The organism is Desulfurella amilsii (assembly GCF_002119425.1).
Taxonomy (GTDB): domain Bacteria; phylum Campylobacterota_A; class Desulfurellia; order Desulfurellales; family Desulfurellaceae; genus Desulfurella; species Desulfurella amilsii.
In genome coordinates, this window is sequence record NZ_MDSU01000018.1 from 170,584 (window position 1) to 192,989 (window position 22,406).

The window sequence follows — 22,406 nt, forward strand, 5'->3', positions numbered from 1 at the left end:
GTGTAAAATAAAAAATATTTTTGAAGATTTTTATAAAATGCAGTTAAAAAAGAAAAAGGGCATGTTGACAAAAAACTTGACAAACCCCACCCTGAGAAAAATTTCAATCTTGTACCTCTCTAAATCTTGTACCATATATTTTCTTTGGAAAGTCACCTTTTGCATACTTGACATTCCTTTCTCTCTTTACAAGAGCTTTATCTGCATACGCTTCTATCACTTCACCTATAAATAGTCTTTTATCTCCTGCCTCTATTTCTTGCCTAACTTTACACTCCATATAAGCTACACACTCATCGATAATAGGGGCTTTTACTTTGCGTGCTGGTTGTGGCGTTAATCCTGTTTCTTTAAATTTATCAACTTGAGACCCTGAGTGAAAACCACAATAATATATCTGCGGTTTTAGCTCTTTTGGGGGTACATTTATAATAAATTCTTTAGTACTTTCGATTAACTTACATGAATAAGCCTTTTTCCCTATGGCACAAGCCACAAGTGGGGGTTCCTTTGATACAGGCATACAAAAACTGATTGCTATGATATTTGATTTTCCTTCTATATTTCCACATGTTATTAAAAAATGTCTCATCGGCCACATAAATTCTAAATATTCGACATCTATCTTCATTTTATTTCACCTTTCTTTTCCATTTCAGCTAACTCGTTCATAACAGCACCAAGTGCCATTACACTACTCGTTAGGTTTGCTTTTTATACTAAAAGCTGCATTTAACTTTTTACGCCAAAGCTTTCAATATTGCATCTGAGCTTTCGACTATAAACAGCTTTGACATGTTTTCTAGCGAACAATTATGAGCTTTTTCGTCACTGGATGAAACACAATCAGAAACAATAACCGGATAAAAACCTCTATTTGAAGCATCTCGAGCGCAGGATTCTATTCCTATGTGAGTTGCAATTCCTGTAAATATCACGGTGTTAATATTTCTTGAGCGAATTAAATACTCAAAATTGGTTCCGATGAAAATGCTAGCCGTTGGCTTTTCTAATATTATATCAGACTCTTTAGGGTAAATTGTTTTATAAATATCTCTATCTTTTGGATCCCTCATAAAACTTAAAACTTTAGATGGATCCGTTATATTCCTGGATTTCATCATAGAATAATACTGCCATGATGATCTAAACTCATCTTTTGGTGGTGTAATCTGAGTATAAAATACAGACATTTTGCTTCTAACTTGTTTTATAAAATTACTTAATGCACCAATAAAGGCCTCCTTGTTAAAAATACTTTCAACGAGAGCGTTTTGTACATCCCATACCACCAAGCAGGTATGAGAAGGCTCTACAATTTCTTTAAGTGTCTCGTAAATGAAAATGTTTTTAAATTGTTTCATAGTTGCACCCCTCTTTCAAAAACCTTAATATTAAAAAGTATAATCCAAAAAAACAAATAATCAATCAATAATGAAAAGTTTGCCTATGTAAGGGTAACAGACAATATGAAACGAGAAACCTTTCAAGAATGCACAAAAAAAAGCTTTTGAGTATTTTGGAGGGATACCTCAAACAGTACTGTATGATAATCTAAAAAGTGTAATTATTCAAAGGGATAAATATGGTAAAAAACCAACACGGGTTTAACGACAATTTTGTAGATTTTGCCAAAACCTACAAATTTATCCCAAAATTGTGCAAACCCTATAGGGCACAAACGAAAGGAAAGGTAGAGAGGTTTAATAATTATTTAAAAGGCAATTTCTATAGACCTCTAAAAGCAAAATTAAAAGACAATGGAATCAAGTATGAAACATCATCAATTGTTATTACTACAAACTCAAGCTTTATCAGATTGAAGGAGGTGTTCAATGACAATGAGGCATTAACAACTGCTGTACTTGATAGGTTAATTCACCACAGATTATTAACATTCAGAGTGAAAGCTTTAGGTTGAAAGAAAAAAAAGGCTGGGCTGTTAAATTTGAACGAAAAAATAGCTAATTTTTTATGCCATTAGTGGTGTATTTTTAGATTGCATTTTGGTGCATTTCAATATTGCACTTGACATTTTTGGCTTTGTCAAATCTTTTGCATAAACCAATAGCTGTCCTTTTTTATACTGACTAAAAGCATATTCCTTGCAACAACTCAATGAGTTTTATGGATTTTTGATTATTTTATATGGTTTAAATATAGGCTTTGTGAGAATAGGCAGTGGTTTGTGGTGAACTAAAGCGTTCGAAAATAAACATTTTGGAATATAGAGGCCTAAAAACTTACAGAATAATAAATGATTCCGATTTATATTAAATTAAGAATAGTTGCTAAACACGATCCAAGCTTTTCTTTTTCTCTTACCACAACTTGACTTTTTCTATTTATTAGGTATTTAGTTGATTCATGGTAGAGCTTTTAAATAGTATTGTACTACTATTTTTTTCTGCTACAGTTACCGCCGTAGGCAATATTATAGGAATCGGTGGAGGCGTAATCCTTGTTCCATTCTTTATTTTTTACTTGCACCTAAATCCTATTATTGCCAGTGGCTTAAGCCTTTTTACAATAGTAATAAGTACTGCCAGCGGCTCTTATGCTTTTTTAAGGCAAAAAGTTATTGATCGTAATTTGCTCTTATTTCTGTTAATGTTTATTTTGCCCGGAGTAATTATCGGCTCATTTATCAATAGATTTGTGAACACTCAGCAGTTTAAAAATATTTTTCCGCTATGGATTATTGTATTGGGTATAATATCATTAAAATCAACAAAAAAACAATCAGTAAATTTAGGATCTAGCGAACCTTATAGGAAGGCAATCAAAAATACAAAAACTGCTGGTTTTGTATCGCTTGGAGCGGGGTTTATATCAGGCTTTTTTGGTGTAGGCGTAGGAGGTATTATCGGCACCTATTTGTTAGGTACAGAGAAAATGCATCCAAGAGTAGCCTTATCAACGCTAATTACAACAATGACATTTACCTCTCTAATTGGTTTTTTGATACACTTTTTCAACTCTTTGCCGTATTTAAATGCTTGGCTTATATATATACTTCCTCTTGCTGTAGGTGCGGTATTTGGCTCTCAAATGGGCGCTTATGTTGCAAAAATAGTAAAACCAAAAAATCTTAGCTTATATCGAGGCTGGATAATATTATCGTTAGGTTTTGCACTAGTTTTTATAAATATGCTCACTTTAGTGTAACTGTCACAACAAAAAATCTCACAATAGATCTTCAAAATTTATAAAATTGGATTTTATTCTTATAGGTTTACGCACAGAATGCTATAAACCCCTATTATTTCGCTCTTATAACAAAGAGGCTGTTTTTGAAGTCTGGAGAGTTATGTTTAATTCGTTATTATCGATAATATTGTGCGAAGAAGCATTCAAGAACTCAACGCTTACAGGCTTGTTATCTTCTCCATAGCTTATAATAACTCCCCCTTCTTCTTCTACAGCATCTACTGGTGGCACGTCTCTTAAAATAAGTATCAATACATCGGCCTCTGGGTCATACTTAATTTTCATCTTTATCTCTCCAATACTTTTCTATCTTTGTAGTATAATAAATAGTCAATATTTTTAAAGTTTCACCCTCCTTTTTGAAAGGTACCCTAATTAACCCATTGCGTATTTTAGATTGTGCAACTAGTACGTCTAGATCACCACTAACTATTTGAGGAGGGTTTAATAAAATTTCCTCTACTAAGTTTTTATCTATATTTATTTTGTATTGCCATTGGCGCAATCGTTCTTGCGCATGTTTTGTCCATACAATTAACATTAACCCTTATTACACCACACAAAGGTTATATTTGTCAACTCTTTTGTGTAAACTTACCTTAATTACTTCTTTTTCATCAAAAGATTGATTTTGTAATTCAAATAATTTCTTGGCTACATCTCTTGCTATCTCAATTGTTTCTTCTATTGTTCTTCCTTGAGCAATTAATCCTTGAATATCATCTGGATTTGCTAAATACAATCCTTCTGGTAGCCACTCTATTTTAATTTTTATAAATTTTTCCATATTAGCTGCTATATAACATAAGCTGTCCCTTTTTTACCAACTCAAAAATTTCTGATTTTTTATTCCCCATTTACACTGCTTCCTCTATACCAGTCTTATAAACACTCATAGGTGTTTTATAGTATAGGATTGCATGAGGTTTTTTGTAATTGTAAAAGCTAGCATATTCTTCTATTCTATAATGGACCCCTAAATCATTAACAGAATTTTTGGAAAGGGATAAAATTGAAAAAAATTCTGTATTGATTTAAAATGTTAAATGTATATTGTTCGTTTGATTTCAAGCTATCCTTGACATTTTTAAGATATAATGTAATATATATGGTAACAAATGATAAACAGGAGGAAGATATGAAGTTTATTCCTTCAAGAGAATTGAGGTTGAGAACAGCCGATATTCTTAAAATATTAAAAGATGAAGGCGAAATTGTTATTACATTAAATGGCAAACCAGCTTCTATAATGATTCCTACAACCGAAGATGATTTAGAGCAAGTAATGTCTATGATTAAAAAAATGAAAGCTAAAAATGCTGTAAGAAAAATGAGAGAGAAAGCTGTCAAGAATAATATAACAGAAAATGATGTTGATGAAGAAATTAGAAAAATAAGAATGAACCAGTGATACTCGTTATTGATACCAATGTTTTTATATCTGGTTTTATTTCTCAAAATAATTACCCGTGGCGTATTTTGGATTATTTTTTAGATGGTCGTTTTACGTTGGCATTAGACGATAGAATATATCTTGAGTATGCTACTGTTTTGATGAGACCAAAATTTAATTTTGATGATAAAGACGTATCGATATTTTTAAATTTTGTTAAAGAAACAGCTTTATTCGTTACAGCTATAAAGCTAAACATAAATATGCCCGATGTGTCTGATTTAAAATTTGTTGAAGTGGCAAAAAGTTCAGGGGCTGATGCACTCATTATAGGAAATATAAAACATTTTCAAAAAGCACTAAATATAATAAAAGTCCTTACACCCAAAGAGGCATGGAAAGAACTATTTTAAGCTGTCAATATAAAAGTTAACCATATATATAATAAACACAAAACAGAGAGCTGAAAAAGGCTACTACAATTTCTATATATCCATGTAAACTATATTCATATAAACATTCTTGGACACGCTGTAATTAATACATACACGTGCTTTCCAAAAATAAATCAAATAGGGTGGGCCACTAAACTTTGTATATTTGATATAGATGTTTGTTAACATTGAAAGACATTAAAGAAAAAGCAAGAATAGCAAATGGTTTTCTAAAAAGATGAGCGAATGGGGGGGAAAGCTTGGGAGTATAATATTCTTTGTGTAAACCTCCAAGGTTTGTAAAATGAAAAAATATTTGTTGGGGGTTTTTAAAAAATATTGTTAAAAAAAGCAGGTTTACACAAAAAAGTTGACAAACCCAAAATTACTGTTTTTATGTAAGAGCATCTTGGCTTGCTTTTCTTAAAGCCTCCTGTTGTTTTATTTCTTTGCTTTTTTTATAGGTGAAATTGCGATGAACCCTGTTTCTGATTTTGTCTATTAATTCTATTAGTTTTTTTGTATCTTTAATATGTGGGTCCTTGTATTTTTGTAGTATTTTTGTAGTATTTTTATAATATCTTCTTGTGTGTAGGTTTTATTTTGTTTTTTTTGCATTGAAAATTAGTTTGTACAAGTAAATCATAAATCACCCCATAGATTTTTAAAAAAATAATTTCTAAAAATCCTATTTCCTAAAGATTTTTTGCTTATTTTTGTGGTGCGAATTTTTATATAAATAGAGCAAATTTAAGCAAAATAGAAACAAATAAAAACAAAATGAAAGGTCCATGAGAGGTATATTAGGACATATAAAAATGCTTGCCAAGCCTATTTTGATAAGGTTTTGTTTTGCTTTAAGGTAGGGCGTTTCTTAATAGGTTGGTGCGCCTGGAGGGATTCGAACCCCCAACCGACGGATCCGAAGTCCGTTGCTCTGATCCGTTGAGCTACAGGCGCATAATGCTCTAAAACTTTCAAATTCTAACAAACGCATTTGAATTTGTCAAAAAAAACTGTATAATTAAACAAAAGGAGACTGAAGATGGAGCTTTATACAATAAGCCTAAAAAACAAAATTATCAAGGTTATACTTGGCGACATAATACAAGAAGCCACAGATGCTATAGTAAATCCAGCAAACAATTATCTAAAACACGGTGGTGGTGTTGCTTACGCTATTGTATCTAAAGGTGGCTTAATCATTCAGCAAGAAAGTGATAAAATTGGCTACGTAGAAACAGGTCACTCGGCAATTACAACAGGTGGTAAACTAAAGGCAAAGTATGTTATACATACAGTTGGCCCTGTTTGGCAAGATGGAAAAAATAAAGAAGAAAAGTTGTTAAAAAACGCAGTTATTAGTGCTTTAGATCTGGCTCAAAAATATAGGCTAAACTCCATAGCATTGCCTTCTGTATCTACTGGTATCTTTGGGTTTCCAAAAGAACTAGGGGTAAAAATTATTGTAAATTCTGTAATTGAGTTCATAAAGGTGCATGATTTACCCAAAGAAATTCATTTTACAAATATTGACGAATACACAAGCAATTTGTTTGCTTCGTATTTAAAGGTTTTAAATGTCGATTAAAAAAATTGGTGTAGTAAAAAAGTCTAATGTAGAAAACTTAGATATACTAGTTAATGAAACAAAAAGTTTTTTTGCAAAAAAAGGCGCTGAAGTTATTTTTGAGCAAGATGTGGAAAGTCTAGATAACAATATTCCAACCTTACAAGAGCCTCTTGACCTGATAGTGGTTTTGGGTGGCGATGGTACCTTTTTAAGTGCAACACGCGTTGTATTAAAATCACACTACGATATACCAATAGTTGGCGTTAATCTGGGGAAAGTTGGTTTTTTGACTGAGATTTCTATTGAGACGATGTTTTACAATCTAGACAAAATTTTTAATAACGATTTTGCAATAGAAGAAAGAATGATTATAAATGTAAATTTTGAGCCAAATTCAAACAATCAGCAAAACTACAGCGTATTCAACGATGTTGTAATAAATAAAGGCGCGCTTGCAAAAATTATTGGCATTGACACATATATTGAGTACAACTCAAAAAAACAATTCGTGTCAACTTTTTTTGCCGATGGACTAATAGTTGCTACACCATCTGGCTCCACTGCGTATAATTTAGCAGCCGGTGGACCCATTGTTTATCCTGAGCTAGATTCATTTATATTAACACCAATTGCACCGCATACGCTCTCAAATAGGCCCATTGTGTTACCCGATAATGTAACTATACATTTACAGCTGCATGAAGACATAGATAGGGTTTTTTTGACGCTTGATGGTCAAATGGGCTTTAGATTAAACAAAGGTGATAAAATCACACTAAACAAATCTAGTCGAAAGATAAAACTTATCACAGATAAAAATAAAAATTATTTCGATATATTAAGAGTAAAACTGGGGTGGGAAGAGCGAAAAGTCACCGCTTTAAACTATGATAAAAAATATAAAGATTAAAAATTTTTTAACCATAAAAAACTTAGAAATTAATTTTGATAAGCACTTTAACACGATAGTGGGTGAGTCTGGTGCAGGTAAATCGCTTATCTTAAAGGCAATAAGCGAGGTTTTCTCAATTAAAAACGACACGCAAATGGTAGGAAACTTTGGCGACTCCTGTAAAATAAGCATTGATTTTGATTCGAATTTATCAAAGTATAATTTTTCCCAACGCAACTTTACGATAGTAAAAATTTTAAAAAAAAACAAATCTCAGCTTTTTCTAAATGATATACAATTAAGCAATAAAATTGCTCAAAATATAAAAAATGATATTGTAAATATCGTTTCACAGGATTATCGCTTTGAACTATTTGAAAAAGATAGATTTCTTGAGGTTTTAGATTTATTTATCGATCCAAATATAATTGAAAATTACAAAATGGCATTTACTAATTTTAATGAAGCAAAAAAAACAATTAATGAGCTTAAATCTAAAATCAAATCTATCGATAACGCTCACACTGAAATCTTAATTGAACTTATAGATAAAACAGATCCGCAAAAGGATGAATACGACGAGCTGATTAACAAAAGAAAACAAATTAAACAAGATTTGGCGCTAAAAGATTTTATACAGCAATTAAACGCACTTTTTTATGAAGGCAAAAATAATCTTTACGATACCATTATTGCATCATTTAAAAAAATAAACAATATTGAATCCGACGCTTCGCTAAAAATGCAAAATATTAGCAATTCTTTAAACAAAATTTTAGACGAACTAAATACGCTAAAACCATTATTTGAGTACAGTAAAGATGATGAAGTTTCTATAGATAATATTGAAAGAAGGCTCTTTGAACTTGAAAACTTGCAGAGAAAATTTGGAAAAACCATAAATGAAATATTAGATGAAAAACAAAAATTATCTCAATTAATTGGCAAGAAAAACTCAATGCAAGAGCAATTGTTAGAAGAGCAAGACAAACTGCAAACTCTAAAAGATAAATTAGAACAAGCAGCTTTCCAACTAACAAGTCAAAGAAAAAAACAGGCGGATCGCTTAATTGATGGCGTTATGCAAAGTATGTCTGATTTAATGCTTGAATCAGCTGATTTTGATATAGTTTTTGAGAAAGTGGAGTGTAGCGAAAACGGACAAGACAAAATAACTCTGTTTTTTTCTGCCAATAAGGATTTGCCTAAAAAAGAATTGTCAAAGATTGCATCTGGAGGAGAAAAATCTAGATTTATTTTGGCACTTTTTGAGTATATTGGACAATTAAGCCAAAATACAATTATCTTTGACGAGATAGAAGAGGGCACAGGTGGAAAAACACTTACGTCTATTGTCTCTAAACTCAAAAATCTCTCTTTACAAAACCAGCTTATTTGCATTACACATTCTTTAGAAGTACAAAATGCGGCAGATAAAATATTTACGATAGAAAAAACCTTTGAAAACTCCAATACGGTAACCTATTTATGTCAAATGTAGTTTTTGTAACAGGCGGAGGTACGGGCGGTCATTATTTTGCTGCTGAAAGCTTTGTTAATTATTTAAAAAACCATGGATATGAACCTATTTTTATAGGTAGCGAGTTTGGGATAGAAAAAAAATTGGCTCACAACCTGGGTATTGAGTATAAGCTGCTTAAAACAAAGGGTTTTGCAGGTAAAAATTTTTTAGACAAAATAAGAAGTATAGTGTATTTATTTAGTGCTAGTCTAAAATGTTTATTTTATACGTTAAAATATACGCCAACCTTTGTAATAGGTTTTGGGGGTTACACGAGCATACCTGTTTTACTAAGCGCTGTTTTGGCTCGCAAAAAAAGGATTATAGTTGAGCAAAATTCTATTCCAGGCCTTGCAAACAAAATCTTAGCTAAGTTTTGCCATATCGTTTTTGTAAATTTTGACTCAACAAAGCAATTCTTTAGAAAAAATCATGTATACTGGGTAGGAAACCCTATTAGAACAAGAAAATTCCCAAACGAAAGAAACTTTTTAAATGATTTTTTGCGTATTGGTGTAGTTGGTGGCAGCCGTGGCGCAAAAACTATAAACAACGCATTATTTGAGTTTGCCCAAATTATAGATGATGATTTAAAATCAAAAATTGAAATCATTCACCAAACAGGCATTGATGATTACAAAAAAGCGCTTCAAATATACCAAAAATACAATATAAAAGCCAAAATTTATGACTTCATATACGATATGGAAAATTTTTACCGAAATATTGACATTATTGTTTCAAGGGCAGGCTCAAGCACACTATCTGAGATTGCATGCTATGGGTTGCCATCAATATTAGTACCATACCCATACGCCATTTATAACCACCAGTATGCTAACGCACAATATTTTGAAAAACCCAATGCTGCTAAATTAATTTTGGATAAAGATTTTAATGGATATTGTCTAAAAAATTTTGTATACTATATAAAAGTGGATGAGTTGGTAAAGATGTCTAATGCAGCTTTTGGTCTGTGCAAAAAAGAAGTTTGCAATAGAATGCTAAATATTATCGAAAAAGAGTTGGTTAAAGATGGTAAAAGTAATTAGTATAACAAATCAAAAAGGTGGCGTGGGCAAAACTACAACAGCCATAAACTTAGGCACAGCTTTAGCAGTATTTTCAAAGAAAGTTTTAATTATTGATATGGATCCGCAGGCAAATGCAACAAGTGGCCTTGGTGTATTAAAAACAGACTCTATTTATCAAGCCCTCATTGGTAAAAAAACGCTAAAATCCCTCATCCAGTATACATCTGTAAAAAACCTTTATTTAGTGCCTTCTAATATTTCATCAATTGCCATAGAAAGCGAGCTCAAAGACAAAGAAGGCAAAGAATTTATTTTAAAAAAACTAATTGATCCCATTCAGGAGCAGTTTGATTATATACTTATTGATTGTCCACCATCGCTTAGTCTTTTTACTATAAATGCACTTGTAGCGTCTAATTCTGTGCTTATTCCCGTGCAATGCGAGTATTTTGCGCTTGAAGGTTTAGCACAGCTAATAAACACTATAAATCTAGCAAAAAAAACATTTAACTCAAATCTTAAGATTGAAGGAATTCTTTTAACCATGCATGATAAACGCAATAATCTTTCCAGACAGGTTGAAAATGAAATAAAACAGCATTTCTTTAAATACATGTTTAAAACGCTTATACCCAGAAATATAAAACTAGCCGAAGCACCTAGTTTTGGAAAGCCTGTTATAACATACGATATAAAATCAGCTGGCAGCGTAAATTATTTGGCACTTGCCAAAGAGGTTTTAAAGAGTGGCTGAGAAAAAAGCTTTAGGCAAAGGTTTATCTGCAATATTTAACGATTTTTCAGAAGATAGTGAAAATATTGAAAATGTTTTAATAGATGATATAAAGCCTAGCCCATATCAGCCAAGGAACTTTCAAAACGATGAAACTCTACATGAGCTTGCAGACTCAATAAAAGAAAAAGGCGTTATACAGCCTATAATAATTAGAAAAAAAGGCGATTTTTTCGAGCTTATTGCAGGTGAGCGCAGGCTTAGGGCTTCAAAATTAGCTGACCTTCAAACAATACCTGCAATCATTAAAAATTTTTCAGACGAAGAGGCAGCGCAAATTGCACTTATAGAAAATATACAAAGAGAAGATTTAAATCCGCTCGATGAAGCACTAGCATACAAAAAACTTATCGAAAACTTTAGCTACACCCAAGAAGATCTAGCCGAAAAATTGGGTAAAAACCGTGCAACAATAGCAAACACACTAAGGCTTTTAAATCTCCCAAAACAAATCATAGAACTCATCAAGACAAATAAAATTACAGCAGGACACGCAAGGGCGCTTTTATCCCTAGATAACGAATCATTTCAGATTGAGTTAGCAAACCTCATAGTAGAGAAAAAACTCAATGTTCGCGATACTGAAGCAAAAGTTAGAGAAAAAAAAGCTCAACTTGATTTTAGCCAATATGAAAAAACACTCAAAGAGTTTCTAGAAGCTCCAATCAAAATAAAGTTTACTGGCAAAAAAGGCAAAATTGAGATTACTTTTAAGTCAAAAGATGAATTGGAAAATTTATTGGCTAAGTTTTCTAAAACCTAAAAATGGCTATTCTATCAAAACCTGAATAGTCTTGCTTAATGCAAACAAGTTCACTGATTTGCTCTAAAAAAAAGCTCATGTTAGGTGCAATTTCCATCAATAAAAACTTGGCAATATTTTTTGATTGGTTGATAATGTTTTGTATTAGAAAATAATTTTGATCACACAAAAGCGCTATTTTTGGCTCGTTTTTGACCTCTTTTGATAGGCTATTAAACTCGCTTGGCAATATATATGGTGGGTTTGATACAATTATATCAAAATTGCTTTTGAATGCAGACAAAAGATTACCATTAACTAAATAAATGTTTGATTTTAGTAATTTCTTGTTTATGTTTGCCACTTTTAAAGCCTTATATGAAATATCAGAAGCGATTACTGTAGCGTGCGTAAAGTGTTCTATAGAAATTGCAATTGCGCCAGAGCCTGTACCTAAATCTAAAATATTTTTTAGACTATAATTGCGAATATAATAAATAGCTTCTTCTGCTAAGTTTTCTGTATCTGGTCTTGGGATTAAAACATTTTTATTGACATAAAATTCTAAGCCCATAAATTCTTTTTTGTGTGTTATGTAGGCGAGGGGTTCTCCATAAACTCTTCGTCTTGCATATTTGAGCATATTATAAAAAAAAGTCTGATTTATTTCTAAATCTGGGTTTGATAACACAAATAAGTCGTCTTTTTTAAGCGTATAGGCAGCTATTATGGTACTTTCTAACAAAAAATTTCCTACGTTGTGCTTTCTTAGTATGCTGCTAATTGCTTGCATTGCCTTTCTAAGTTTCATATTTTTTCAATAATTAAAAAATTTTCTTTTTTTGTAGCTTTTATGAGTTTTCTTAATACCAGGGTTTTGCCATTTTCAATAGTATTTATTAGACGATTAATATTAATAAAGCTTAATGAATAGTAAGAATTGGTAATTTTTTTAACAGCCAATTTTAAAACACGTGACTTAATTGCATAATCGCTTGAGAGGATCTTAAGGTTGATAATTGCTTTACTTGCAAAACACACTGTGGATTCTACAAAATTTTCATAAGTAAGATTATTTAAAAGCGCTGCATCATCGCTTAGCATCTCAATTTCTTTATATAAAGTAGAGATTATATTTGGGTTGTAGGTTTTAAGTGTTTCAATTAGCTCTAGTCTAACCTTGTTCCTTTTGTATTTAGTATCAAAATTGGTCGTATCTGTCCTGTATTGTAAATTATTTTCATTTAAAAAATTCAATATCTGAGATTTTTCTATTATTAACATAGGTCTAATGTAGAAATCCCTACTTGGCTTTAGCGAAGATAGACCATCTAAAGAAGAACCCCTAATCAAATTAATAAGAAAAGTTTCAACAAGGTCATTTTTGGTATGGGCAACAGCAATTTTATCTAAGTTGAAATTTTCCTTGCATCTTTTGAAAAAATCATACCTCAAAATCCTTGCTTGCTCTTCAAGTCCTTTTTTGTTATCTTGAGAGATTTTTAACACATCTTTGTTCTCTTTATACAATTCTACACTATAATATTTTGCCAAAGATTCAACAAAATGTTCATCTGCATCTGAATCCAGTCTTATCTTGTGATTAAAATGCAAAAGTAGTAAATCTAAATCAAACGCTTTTTTTATATGTTCAAAAAAATAAAACAATAATACCGAGTCACTACCTCCAGAAATAGCTATACCGATCTTTTGATTTTTGTAAAATAGTTTTTTTGCTAAAGCAAAGTCTAAAATTTCATCAAATAGCTTACTCACAAAAAAATTATACACAAATTTTAAATTTTTTGGTATATTTTAAAAAGGAGGGTCAAAAGATGCTTAAAGATAAAAAAATTGGTTTTATAGGTGTTGGCAATATGGGTAGTGCTTTTTTAAGTGGCCTTATAAGTATGGGCATACCAAAGGAAAATATTTTTGCAGCAGACAAACACAAAGGCGATGTTATCAGAGAAGAGTACGATATAGGTATATTTAATAACTTTGAGTTAGCAAGCCGTGCTGAGATTATTATTATAGCGGTAAAACCTGCGGATATCTTTGATTGTTTGTCAGATATTAAAGAAGCAGTTGACGATAAAAAACTCATAATATCCATAGCTGCTGGCATCAAAACGCAAGATATCGCAGGATTTTTGCGACAGGATGCAAAAATTGCAAGGACAATGCCAAACATAGCAGCTTTAGTAAGAGAGTCGATCACAGCGATATATTGTAATGATTATATAACAAAAGAGGAAGAAGAGATAGTTATAGCAATAATGAGTTTAATTGGTAAAACTGTTGTATTGGAAACAGAAGGTTTAATGGATGCAATAACGGGACTTTCAGGTAGCGGGCCAGCATATGCTTTTGAGATAATTGAAGCAATGGCAGATGGTGGTGTTAAAATGGGATTAAAAAGAAAAGATGCGATAAAGCTTTCCGCTCAAGTATTAAAAGGCGCAGCTGAATTAGTGCTAAAACTTAAAACACACCCAGCAGAGTTAAAAGATTTAGTTACCTCACCTGGCGGATCAACAATTTATGGTTTAAATGTTATGGAACGCGCTGGTCTTCGGGGCATTTTTATGGATGCAATATCAGCTGCGACAAAACGCTCAAAAGAATTAGGCGAATCTAAAAACCAATATTAAGCTTTAGTCCCACACCAACTTCGTCTTTTGGGATATTATTTATAATGCTATTTGGGTTTTTTTCGATATCGTTGTGTTTATACTCACCAATAAACTTCAATTGAGCGTTATTCGATAAATTAAAATTCACACTAGAATCTAATTTTAATCTATTTATGTTTGCTGGGGATTGTGATATATTAACTGGTAGAGTCTTTGAAGAAGTATAGCTTATACTTGACTCAAAACCGCCTTCATTTGATTTGCTTTCAAAATTTATTTGTGGGCCAATGAGTGTTTGTGTTATTGGCTGGTTAAAATTAGAATCAACACAACTAGAATTAAGAGAATATTCACCAGAACACAAACTCCATTTATCTATATTTGCACCAATCCCAAAACCTACAAAAGTATTGCTATTTGCCTCTATTTTTCCTAAATTAAGGTTTGTTGGCTTTGATGTATAGCCAAAAAGTGATTCTTCTGGTAATAAATTTAAACTTGAGTAATCGTATACGCTGCCAGCATATGCGCTGCCAACTATGCACAACACACATATTAAAATTAAAAAAAACCTCATACTTTAAATTTATTGCACCTTATCTAAAAAATCAATACAAAGAAGCGGCTAAAGGTTAATTTAGCCGCTTAAATTACTGCTTTAGAAATATTATTTCGTCATTCGAGACATCAACAAGATAAGAATAGTCTTTTGTAATTTCGCTATTTAGAATTTTTTTGGCGATGATATTTTCTATCTTGTTTTGAATAAAGCGTCTAAGTGGTCTTGCACCATAAATCTGATCAAAACCTTCTTGTGATATCTTTTCTAATAAGGAATCTGAAAAATTTATTTTGAAACCTTTTTGGGCAAGCTTGTTTCGTGTTTTTTCAAGCAAGAGTTTTACAATTTCCTTTATCTCATTGATGCTCAAAGGATTAAATATTATAATCTCATCAATCCTGTTTAAAAACTCGATTTTAAAAAATTTTCTCAACTCTGCGTTTATATTTTCTTTAACTTTTTCAAAGTCTTTCTTAAATTCTTGCAGATTTGTGTCTTGCCTTAGATTTATCAAGTATTGACTACCTAAATTAGATGTCATAATAATAATAGTGTTTCTAAAATCAACAGTCACACCTTTTGAATCAGTAAGCCTTCCATCGTCCAATACCTGCAGTAATATATTAAATACATCTGGATGAGCTTTTTCTATCTCATCAAGCAGTATAACAGAATATGGCTTTTTTCTTACCACCTCGGTTAACTGACCGCCTTCTTCGTAGCCTACATAGCCAGGAGGAGCGCCAATAAGCCTAGAAACGGAAAATTTTTCCATATACTCACTCATATCTATTCTAATTAAGGCACGTTCATCATCAAATAAAAATTCAGCTAACGCTTTGGATAATTCTGTTTTTCCCACTCCTGTTGGACCTAAAAACAAAAACGAAGCAATAGGTCTGTTTGGGTCCGATAAGCCTAGTTTTGATCTTCTTACCGCATCACTTACTGCCGCTACGGCTTGATCCTGCCCAACAACGCGTTTTTGTAAATTTTCTTCCATTTTAATGAGTTTTTCTTTTTCGCCTTCAAGCATCTTTTGCATAGGTATACCTGTCCAGCGAGAAATTATATTTGCAATTTCCTCTTCTGTTACTTCTTGTGTCAGAAGGCGTTCATCAAGGCCGTTTAGTTGTTTGTTCTTTTCTTCCAATTCTTTGGCTAACTTAGGTAGCTCACCGTATTTTAGGATACTTGCCTTTTCAAAATCTCCACTTCTTTCTGCTAATTCAATTTGAGATTTTGTCTTATCAATCTTTTCTTGAATAGTTTGTATTTCTTTTATGAGATTTTTCTCGAATTGCCATTTTGCATTTAACGTATTTAGTTGCTCTTTGAGTTTAGCTAATTCGTTTTCTATAACCTCAAGCCTTTTTTTGGATTCTTCGTCTCTTTCTCGCTTTAGAGCTTCTTTTTCTATCTCAAGTTGAGTAATTTTTCTACTTAAATTGTCAATAGGTTCAAATGTGCTTTCTAATTGTATTTTTAAGCTTGCCGCCGCTTCATCTATTAAATCAATCGCCTTGTCTGGAAGAAATCTGTCTGTTATATACCTGCTGGATAGTACTGCTGCTGCTATTATTGCAGAATCTTTGATCTTAACGCCATGGTGTATTTCGTATTTTTCTTTTAATCCTCTTAGAATTGATATAGTTCCTTCAACGCTTGGTTCTGCTACAAAAACTGGCTGAAAACGCCTTTGAAGTGCTGCATCCTTTTCTATATATTTTCTATACTCTTTAAGTGTGGTTGCACCTATGCATCTTAGATCGCCACGCGCTAGCATAGGCTTTAACATGTTTGATGCATCTAGACTGCCTTCGCTTGCGCCAGCACCTATAATTGTATGAAGCTCATCTATAAATAAAATAATATTGCCTTCGGCGCGTTTAATTTCATTTAAGACTGCCTTTAATCTATCCTCAAACTCACCTCGATATTTAGCGCCAGCAACTAACGCGCCCAAATCCAGTGCTATTAGCAATTTATTTTTAAGACTTTCTGGTACATCACCCTTTGTAATCCTTTGAGCCAATCCTTCTATAATGGCAGTTTTTCCCACACCAGGATCACCTATTAAAACAGGGTTATTTTTTGTGCGCCTAGACAAAATCTGAATAGTGCGTCTAATTTCTTCGTCTCTGCCAATAACCGGATCAAGTTTATTAGCCCTTGCAAGTTCTGTTATATCTTTACCGTATTTTTTTAAAGCTTCGTATTTTTCCTCAGGGTTTTGATCCGTAACTCTTACGCTACCTCTTATATCTACTAAACTTTTAAAAATCTTGTCTTTTGTAACGCCAACCACAGATAGAACAACCGCAGCATCGCACCTTTCAGTTAGAGCTAATAGAAAATGCTCTACACTAATATATTCATCTTTTAGATTATTGGCTTCTTCTTCACTTCTTTTGAATACATCGTTTAGCTCTGAAGTAATATATATCTGGTTATCTTGGATATTGCTTACCTTTGGAATTTTTTCAATACCTTTTTCTAGCTCTATATCTAATTGATTAATATTGATACCGATTTTTTTAAAAATTGTAGTGGTTATACCATCTTTATCGTTTATTATGGCTTTTAGTAAATGGAGAGAACTTACAAATTGATTATTGTAAGAGCTTGCTATTGTTTTTGCACTCTGCAACGCTTCTTGTGCTTTTATCGTTAATTTATTTATATCCATAGATTACACCTCTTTAATAAAAGAGGGGCCTTTATAACCCCTCTTTATTTTGCTTTTGTACAGCAATTTCTATTTCTTTTGGTTTTGCTTCTGATTTCTTAGGTAACTCTACTTTTAATATGCCATTTTCGTATTTGGCTTTAATTTGCTCTTTATCAATATTGTCTGGCAAAAAGAAACTTCTAATAAAGCTACCATAATTGCGTTCAATCCTGTAATAATTGTCTTTTGACTCTTTCTTTTCAAATTTTCGCTCGCCAGAAATCGTTAGAGTATTGTCCTCAATTTTAACCTTACAATCTTTTTCATTCATCCCGGGTACTTCTACTTCAATCTGAATGTTGCCATCTGTTTCATAGATATCAACGGCTGGTAACCATTTTGAGTCCTGAAGGTTAAACGATGGTAATACATCTTCAAACATTTTGTTAATCCTTTCTTGCAAAGTTGTTAACTCCTTAAAAGGTTCTAATGGCTTAAACATAACACACCTCCAATTCTTTAGTTTTTCATTTTGAAATATAATCCCTAATAAAAGATTGTCAAGTATAAAAGCCTATACTTGACATTTATTTATTAAATACTATATTAACTGCAAAAGGAGGTAAAAATGAGAGATCCTTACGAGATCTTAGGTGTAAACAAAAATGCAACAGATGAAGAAATAAAAAAAGCTTTTAGAAAATTGGCTAGAAAATACCACCCAGACCTAAATCCAAATAACAAAGAAGCAGAAAAAAAATTTAAAGAAATCAACGAAGCTTACTCTATTCTTTCCGATAAAGAAAAAAAAGCTCAGTACGATCAATTTGGGTTTAGTGGTTTTGATTCAAGTAATCAAGATCAGGGTAACTTCCGCAATTACTACAATTATTCTAATACAGACTTTGATATTGGTGATATTTTTAATAATTTATTTAGAAAAAAATCTAAAAGCTCCAGTGGTTTTGATTTTAGAGGGTCTTCTTTCTTTAATGATTTTGAAAAAGAAGATGGTGATGCCACATATAGTGTAGTATTGGATTTTAACCAGGCGCTAAAAGGAGACATTGTAACTTTAAATATTGATAATGAGCAAATCAAAGTTAAGATTCCAGAAGGCATAGTAGATGGCACAAAGTTAAAAGTAAAAGGCAAGGGCAAAAAAACACGCACAGGGAGAGGCGATTTACATTTGACAGTTAACGTCAAACCAGACCCAAACTTTTACATAAAAGATGGTAGGCTCTACACAGATATTGATATACCGCTTAAAACTGCTCTACTGGGTGGCAGTATCGATGTTAAAACACCTAAAGGCAATATAACCATAAAAATACCAAAGGGGACTCAAACGGGCACAATATTTAAAATCCCAAATAAAGGCTTAAAAAATGATGCATTGTACACCAAAGTAATTGTAAAAATACCACAAAATTTAACAAAAGAGCAAGAAGAAGTCTTAAACAAAGCATTATAGAAAGGAGAAACCCATGAGATTCAGAAAAGATGTCTATAGTATTAGTATGTTTTGCAAAATCGTTGATATTCACCCACAGACCTTAAGGGAATACGAAAAAAGCGGGATCATTAAACCTAAGCGAACAAAAGGCAACATAAGGTTTTTTACCGATGAAGATATAGAAGATGTGAGATTTATAAAAGAAATGACAAAAACTTTGGGCGTTAATCTAGCTGGCGTAGATATCATTATGAGACTCAAAAATCAAATTAGAGACCTAGAAAAACTTATTGAAGAACTATACAAGCAAATTCCAGGACTAAGTGTAAAAGAAAATTCTACCTTACCCGTTGTTAAAGAAGAACCAAAAAAACCTGACATTATTGAAATTAAGATAGAGACTTAGGAAAAAAACATCTTTAGGGCAGCAAATAAAATTGCAGCAAAAAGCAAGTACTTTACCCACACAATCTCGTTTAAAACCATGTAGCGTGCGCCAAAACTTGAGCCAATGGCGCTGCCTATAGCTAAAATAAAACCTATTTTCCAATCTACCTGGTTATGAATGGCAAAAATAATTAAAGAAACAATGGTGTATACAGCAATTATAGCAACTTTTGCAGCATTTGTCTTAACTATATCAAAACCCTCTAAAAACATTAAAGCGCTAATAAAGAAAAAACCAACACCAGCCTGCAAAAAACCACCATAAAAACCAATAAAGAAAAAAGTTAAATATGATAAAATATTGCTTTTCTTTGTTGCAATTTTATTTTTTTTCCAAATATCTTTTTTTAAGACAATAAAAGCACCCATTAATAAGATTAATACAGCGGCAATTTTTTTTAACAAACTTTCATTTATCTGGACAACCACAAGTGTGCCACAGATAGCTCCAAGTGTTGCAGGAATTGATAAAATTAAAGAGCGCTTCAAGATATGAACTTTATTTTTCTTAAAACTATAGGTAGCAGCTAAATTTTGGATTAAAATAGACACCCTGTTTGTGCCGTTTGCTACATCTATACTTAAGCCTAAAAATGTCAAAAGAGGAAGTGTAAGCATAGAACCACCGCCGGCCATAACATTCAAAAAGCCCGTTAATAAACCAACTAAAAAGATTAAAAAAATCTTTAGGATATCCACTGAACTATTATAATTATTTATTTAATAATTGTCAATGTATTAGAGTTTGCTAAATTAGTTGACATTTTAAATCGTCTTTAGTATCTTGAAGGTATTAAGGAGGAAAAGGTGAGAGATTTTGGCAAAATTATTGTTGGTATAAGAGAAAAAAAACCGCTTGTGTATAACATTACAAACCTTGTTGTTATAAATATAAGTGCCAATGCGTTACTATCAATAGGGGCAAGTCCAATAATGTCTTTTGAAAAACAAGAAGCAGCTGATTTAGTTAAAATAAGCTCAGCGCTGCTTATCAACATGGGCACACCTACGCAAGATACAATTGAAACAATGATTATTGCCGCCAAAGCTGCAAACAAAATCGGTATTCCTATTATTTTTGATCCGGTTGGAGTTGGTGCAAGCTCGTTTAGAAATGACATTGCAAATAAAATTCTTTCTGAGGCAAAAGTGGATATCCTTAAGGCAAACGCATCTGAGGTTGCAAATTTATCTGGTTTAAAAGTGCAAACAAAAGGCGTTGAGTCCTGCGAGACTATAGAAAACATTACAGATATTACAAAAAATTTAGCCAAAGAACTTGGCTGTATCGTATGCACTACCGGCAAAACAGATGTAATATCTGATGGAAACGAAGTTTATTTGTGTGAAAACGGTCATGAAGCCCTAACAAAAATTACTGGATCTGGATGCATGCTTGGCTCAATTATGGGTGCAACAGCTGGCGTATGTGGTAAGGATTATCTAATAGCAGCTCTTTGCGCTTGCTTAATAATGGGCATATCTGGAGAAATAGCCGCTTCGAAAACAAATATGCTTGGTAGTTTTCAAGTAGAATTTTTTAATGCGCTATCGATTTTTGAACCTGAAACCTTCAATAGTGCAAGATATAAAAAATTGTGAAACTTGGAATACACTTATCTATCGAACATATAATTGACGAATTGCCTATTTTGTGCACAACATACAAGCTTGATTGCTTCCAATTTTTTACAAAAAGCCCTCGCAGATGGAGCCAAAAATTAATAGATGAAAGCACAGCTATAACTTTTAAAAAAAATATGCAAAATCAAAATATAAATCCGCAAAATGCTTTTATACACTGCTCGTATCTGATAAACCCTGCAAACCCAACATCAAAAACATACAGTGAACTGGAGTATGAACTTGAAAACGCATATAGGTTGGGCATTTACAATTTAGTCTTGCATCCTGGCTCATGTAAAGATTCAGATTGTTTAGAAAAAGCTTCAAATACCATAAAACATATATTAAAACAATATCCAAATATCAATCTTTTGCTTGAAAACACTACACGCATAGGTAGTACCCTTGAAGATTTAAAAATATTAAAAGAAAAAATTGGCGAAAACGTATTTTATTGTATAGATACTTGTCATTTATTTGTAACTGGTTATATTTTAGATGTGGACATAATTGATAAAATATTAAACATTGATAATATCAAATTATGGCATTTAAATGATTCCAAGGCAGCATTTGGTTCAAAACTAGATAGACACGAAAAGTTAGGAAAGGGTCTAATCGGTTTTGAAAACATAAAAAAACTCCTACGCTTGCCAAAAATACAAAACGCTTCTTTTATACTTGAAACCCCAGGCACCAACGCAACACGCTCGAAAGAAATCCAAATATTAAGGAAATATTTATGAAGCCATGGTATTACATTTCTGTGCTGCTTATAGGGCTTAGCATTGTTTTTGTACTTTGGATGATTAGGAAGTTTAAAAAAATAAAAACCCCAGCTATCAAAAAATATACGCTGAAGGATTATTTATTATCAAAAAATGAGCGCATTGTATATGAAACGCTGCTTTTGTATTCAAAAGATTTTAATTTAGAAGTTCTGCCTAAAATGAGATTACCGGAATTTATACATGTCGACAGGAAAAATAGAAATACTTTTTTTATGATACAAAATAAATTCGTAGATTTTTTAATTGTAGACAATATAAGGATTAAACCGAAATTTGCTATAATTTTAGAAAAAAAAGCTTTAAAGGAAACAAACTTAGAGTTTTTTAGCAATATCTTTAAGGAAATAAAGTTAAAATGGGCATTGATAAAAGAAGAAGAGTTTGAAAACACGCTTGAACTTAAAGAAAAGTTAAAAAAAATTTTGGAGGAAGCTTATGCTTGATAAAGAAATACTGGATTTTATAGTGTGTCCAAAATGCAAAGGAGATTTAAAACTTGAAGGAGAGTTTTTAATTTGCCAGAATTGCCAATCAAAATACCCAATCAAAGATGATATACCTATCTTGTTGGAAGAAGAGGCGCAAAAAATAAATCAAAATATAAAAAAAGAGGAGGTCTAA

At 32.1% G+C, this 22,406-nt stretch carries 28 protein-coding genes and 1 tRNA gene; 17 read left to right on the plus strand and 12 right to left on the minus strand.

Annotated features, from left to right (window positions below):
• Positions 1–103: 103 nt before the first annotated feature.
• A complete protein-coding gene (locus DESAMIL20_RS04280; RefSeq protein ID WP_086033581.1) occupies positions 104–631 on the minus strand; it encodes a flavin reductase family protein in 528 nt (175 codons plus the stop codon).
• Positions 632–740: 109 nt separating this feature from the next.
• On the minus strand, positions 741–1,364 hold the full coding sequence (locus DESAMIL20_RS04285) for a cysteine hydrolase family protein (protein ID WP_086033582.1): 624 nt from the start codon (positions 1,362–1,364) through the stop codon (positions 741–743).
• Positions 1,365–1,585: 221 nt separating this feature from the next.
• Between DESAMIL20_RS04285 and DESAMIL20_RS10855 the strand changes: the two genes are divergently transcribed.
• Both DESAMIL20_RS10855 and DESAMIL20_RS04295 read left to right on the plus strand, forming a co-directional pair.
• Entirely contained in the window at positions 1,586–1,921 is a 336-nt protein-coding gene (locus tag DESAMIL20_RS10855) for an ATP-binding protein (protein ID WP_204218561.1), read from the plus strand.
• Between the two features lie 446 nt (positions 1,922–2,367).
• On the plus strand, positions 2,368–3,168 hold the full coding sequence (locus DESAMIL20_RS04295; RefSeq protein WP_086033583.1) for a sulfite exporter TauE/SafE family protein: 801 nt from the start codon (positions 2,368–2,370) through the stop codon (positions 3,166–3,168).
• Between the two features lie 105 nt (positions 3,169–3,273).
• Here DESAMIL20_RS04295 and DESAMIL20_RS04300 read toward each other — a convergent pair whose 3' ends face one another.
• The 3 genes from DESAMIL20_RS04300 to DESAMIL20_RS04310 are packed head-to-tail and all read right to left on the minus strand — an operon-like array spanning position 3,274 to position 3,997.
• The gene (locus tag DESAMIL20_RS04300; RefSeq protein ID WP_086033584.1) at positions 3,274–3,495 is read right to left on the minus strand and encodes a DUF2283 domain-containing protein; all 222 of its coding nucleotides are present in this window, start codon (positions 3,493–3,495) and stop codon (positions 3,274–3,276) included.
• Positions 3,485–3,751 carry a DUF4258 domain-containing protein gene (locus DESAMIL20_RS04305; protein WP_086033585.1) on the minus strand — a complete coding sequence of 89 codons (267 nt, stop codon included), beginning with the start codon at positions 3,749–3,751 and terminating at the stop codon, positions 3,485–3,487. The genes DESAMIL20_RS04300 and DESAMIL20_RS04305 overlap by 11 nt, the downstream gene beginning before the upstream one ends.
• 9 nt (positions 3,752–3,760) lie before the next feature.
• Complete coding sequence (locus DESAMIL20_RS04310) at positions 3,761–3,997, minus strand: type II toxin-antitoxin system HicB family antitoxin (RefSeq protein WP_086033586.1); 237 nt, start codon at positions 3,995–3,997, stop codon at positions 3,761–3,763.
• A gap of 351 nt (positions 3,998–4,348) precedes the next feature.
• Between DESAMIL20_RS04310 and DESAMIL20_RS04315 the strand changes: the two genes are divergently transcribed.
• A complete protein-coding gene (locus DESAMIL20_RS04315) occupies positions 4,349–4,621 on the plus strand; it encodes a type II toxin-antitoxin system Phd/YefM family antitoxin (RefSeq protein ID WP_158090516.1) in 273 nt (90 codons plus the stop codon).
• Positions 4,618–5,016: a putative toxin-antitoxin system toxin component, PIN family gene (locus tag DESAMIL20_RS04320; RefSeq protein ID WP_086033588.1), complete on the plus strand. Its 399-nt coding sequence runs from the start codon at positions 4,618–4,620 to the stop codon at positions 5,014–5,016. Before DESAMIL20_RS04315 ends, DESAMIL20_RS04320 begins: the two co-directional genes overlap by 4 nt.
• Before the next feature lie 904 nt (positions 5,017–5,920).
• On the opposite strand, the gene DESAMIL20_RS04325 is transcribed toward DESAMIL20_RS04320, so the two are convergent.
• Positions 5,921–5,997, minus strand: a tRNA-Arg gene (locus DESAMIL20_RS04325).
• 85 nt (positions 5,998–6,082) lie between these two features.
• On the opposite strand from DESAMIL20_RS04325, the gene DESAMIL20_RS04330 reads away from it, so the two are divergent.
• Genes DESAMIL20_RS04330 through DESAMIL20_RS04355 form a run of 6 tightly spaced genes read left to right on the plus strand, consistent with a single transcriptional unit; the run spans position 6,083 to position 11,614 of the window.
• Positions 6,083–6,628 carry a macro domain-containing protein gene (locus DESAMIL20_RS04330; RefSeq protein ID WP_086033589.1) on the plus strand — a complete coding sequence of 182 codons (546 nt, stop codon included), beginning with the start codon at positions 6,083–6,085 and terminating at the stop codon, positions 6,626–6,628.
• A complete protein-coding gene (locus tag DESAMIL20_RS04335) occupies positions 6,618–7,520 on the plus strand; it encodes an NAD(+)/NADH kinase (protein ID WP_086033590.1) in 903 nt (300 codons plus the stop codon). Before DESAMIL20_RS04330 ends, DESAMIL20_RS04335 begins: the two co-directional genes overlap by 11 nt.
• Positions 7,498–9,003 carry an AAA family ATPase gene (locus DESAMIL20_RS04340; protein ID WP_086033591.1) on the plus strand — a complete coding sequence of 502 codons (1,506 nt, stop codon included), beginning with the start codon at positions 7,498–7,500 and terminating at the stop codon, positions 9,001–9,003. The genes DESAMIL20_RS04335 and DESAMIL20_RS04340 overlap by 23 nt, the downstream gene beginning before the upstream one ends.
• The gene (gene murG / locus DESAMIL20_RS04345; protein WP_086033592.1) at positions 8,991–10,076 is read left to right on the plus strand and encodes an undecaprenyldiphospho-muramoylpentapeptide beta-N-acetylglucosaminyltransferase; all 1,086 of its coding nucleotides are present in this window, start codon (positions 8,991–8,993) and stop codon (positions 10,074–10,076) included. Before DESAMIL20_RS04340 ends, murG begins: the two co-directional genes overlap by 13 nt.
• Complete coding sequence (locus tag DESAMIL20_RS04350; RefSeq protein WP_086033593.1) at positions 10,060–10,812, plus strand: ParA family protein; 753 nt, start codon at positions 10,060–10,062, stop codon at positions 10,810–10,812. Before murG ends, DESAMIL20_RS04350 begins: the two co-directional genes overlap by 17 nt.
• Positions 10,805–11,614 carry a ParB/RepB/Spo0J family partition protein gene (locus DESAMIL20_RS04355; RefSeq protein ID WP_086033594.1) on the plus strand — a complete coding sequence of 270 codons (810 nt, stop codon included), beginning with the start codon at positions 10,805–10,807 and terminating at the stop codon, positions 11,612–11,614. Before DESAMIL20_RS04350 ends, DESAMIL20_RS04355 begins: the two co-directional genes overlap by 8 nt.
• Here the strand turns inward: DESAMIL20_RS04355 and DESAMIL20_RS04360 are convergent.
• Together DESAMIL20_RS04360 and tilS are read right to left on the minus strand one after the other, a co-directional pair.
• A complete protein-coding gene (locus DESAMIL20_RS04360) occupies positions 11,604–12,404 on the minus strand; it encodes a N5-glutamine methyltransferase family protein (protein ID WP_086033595.1) in 801 nt (266 codons plus the stop codon). The two genes, DESAMIL20_RS04355 and DESAMIL20_RS04360, sit on opposite strands and share 11 nt — an antisense overlap.
• Positions 12,401–13,369 carry a tRNA lysidine(34) synthetase TilS gene (gene tilS, locus DESAMIL20_RS04365; RefSeq protein ID WP_158090517.1) on the minus strand — a complete coding sequence of 323 codons (969 nt, stop codon included), beginning with the start codon at positions 13,367–13,369 and terminating at the stop codon, positions 12,401–12,403. The genes DESAMIL20_RS04360 and tilS overlap by 4 nt, the downstream gene beginning before the upstream one ends.
• 59 nt (positions 13,370–13,428) lie before the next feature.
• Between tilS and proC the strand changes: the two genes are divergently transcribed.
• Complete coding sequence (gene proC, locus DESAMIL20_RS04370) at positions 13,429–14,247, plus strand: pyrroline-5-carboxylate reductase (RefSeq protein WP_086033597.1); 819 nt, start codon at positions 13,429–13,431, stop codon at positions 14,245–14,247.
• Here proC and DESAMIL20_RS04375 read toward each other — a convergent pair.
• From DESAMIL20_RS04375 to DESAMIL20_RS04385, 3 genes are all read right to left on the minus strand, one after another.
• On the minus strand, positions 14,231–14,806 hold the full coding sequence (locus DESAMIL20_RS04375) for a hypothetical protein (protein WP_143340246.1): 576 nt from the start codon (positions 14,804–14,806) through the stop codon (positions 14,231–14,233). The genes proC and DESAMIL20_RS04375 overlap by 17 nt on opposite strands.
• Positions 14,807–14,879: 73 nt before the next feature.
• Positions 14,880–17,480: an ATP-dependent chaperone ClpB gene (gene clpB, locus DESAMIL20_RS04380; RefSeq protein WP_086033599.1), complete on the minus strand. Its 2,601-nt coding sequence runs from the start codon at positions 17,478–17,480 to the stop codon at positions 14,880–14,882.
• A gap of 31 nt (positions 17,481–17,511) precedes the next feature.
• Positions 17,512–17,964 (minus strand): Hsp20/alpha crystallin family protein, encoded by a 453-nt coding sequence (locus tag DESAMIL20_RS04385; protein WP_086033600.1) that lies wholly within the window; start codon positions 17,962–17,964, stop codon positions 17,512–17,514.
• A gap of 126 nt (positions 17,965–18,090) precedes the next feature.
• Between DESAMIL20_RS04385 and DESAMIL20_RS04390 the strand changes: the two genes are divergently transcribed.
• Entirely contained in the window at positions 18,091–18,939 is an 849-nt protein-coding gene (locus tag DESAMIL20_RS04390; RefSeq protein ID WP_086033601.1) for a DnaJ C-terminal domain-containing protein, read from the plus strand.
• Positions 18,940–18,952: 13 nt separating this feature from the next.
• Positions 18,953–19,327, plus strand: a complete 375-nt coding sequence (locus tag DESAMIL20_RS04395; protein ID WP_086033602.1) for a MerR family transcriptional regulator — start codon at positions 18,953–18,955, stop codon at positions 19,325–19,327.
• Here DESAMIL20_RS04395 and DESAMIL20_RS04400 read toward each other — a convergent pair.
• Complete coding sequence (locus tag DESAMIL20_RS04400) at positions 19,324–20,067, minus strand: sulfite exporter TauE/SafE family protein (protein ID WP_086033603.1); 744 nt, start codon at positions 20,065–20,067, stop codon at positions 19,324–19,326. The two genes, DESAMIL20_RS04395 and DESAMIL20_RS04400, sit on opposite strands and share 4 nt — an antisense overlap.
• Before the next feature lie 108 nt (positions 20,068–20,175).
• On the opposite strand from DESAMIL20_RS04400, the gene thiM reads away from it, so the two are divergent.
• Genes thiM through DESAMIL20_RS04420 form a run of 4 tightly spaced genes read left to right on the plus strand, consistent with a single transcriptional unit; the run spans position 20,176 to position 22,406 of the window.
• Positions 20,176–20,970: a hydroxyethylthiazole kinase gene (thiM, locus tag DESAMIL20_RS04405; protein ID WP_158090518.1), complete on the plus strand. Its 795-nt coding sequence runs from the start codon at positions 20,176–20,178 to the stop codon at positions 20,968–20,970.
• A complete protein-coding gene (locus DESAMIL20_RS04410; RefSeq protein ID WP_158090519.1) occupies positions 20,967–21,740 on the plus strand; it encodes a deoxyribonuclease IV in 774 nt (257 codons plus the stop codon). The genes thiM and DESAMIL20_RS04410 overlap by 4 nt, the downstream gene beginning before the upstream one ends.
• Complete coding sequence (locus tag DESAMIL20_RS04415; RefSeq protein ID WP_086033606.1) at positions 21,737–22,228, plus strand: DUF2726 domain-containing protein; 492 nt, start codon at positions 21,737–21,739, stop codon at positions 22,226–22,228. Before DESAMIL20_RS04410 ends, DESAMIL20_RS04415 begins: the two co-directional genes overlap by 4 nt.
• Positions 22,221–22,406 (plus strand): Trm112 family protein, encoded by a 186-nt coding sequence (locus DESAMIL20_RS04420; protein WP_086033607.1) that lies wholly within the window; start codon positions 22,221–22,223, stop codon positions 22,404–22,406. Before DESAMIL20_RS04415 ends, DESAMIL20_RS04420 begins: the two co-directional genes overlap by 8 nt.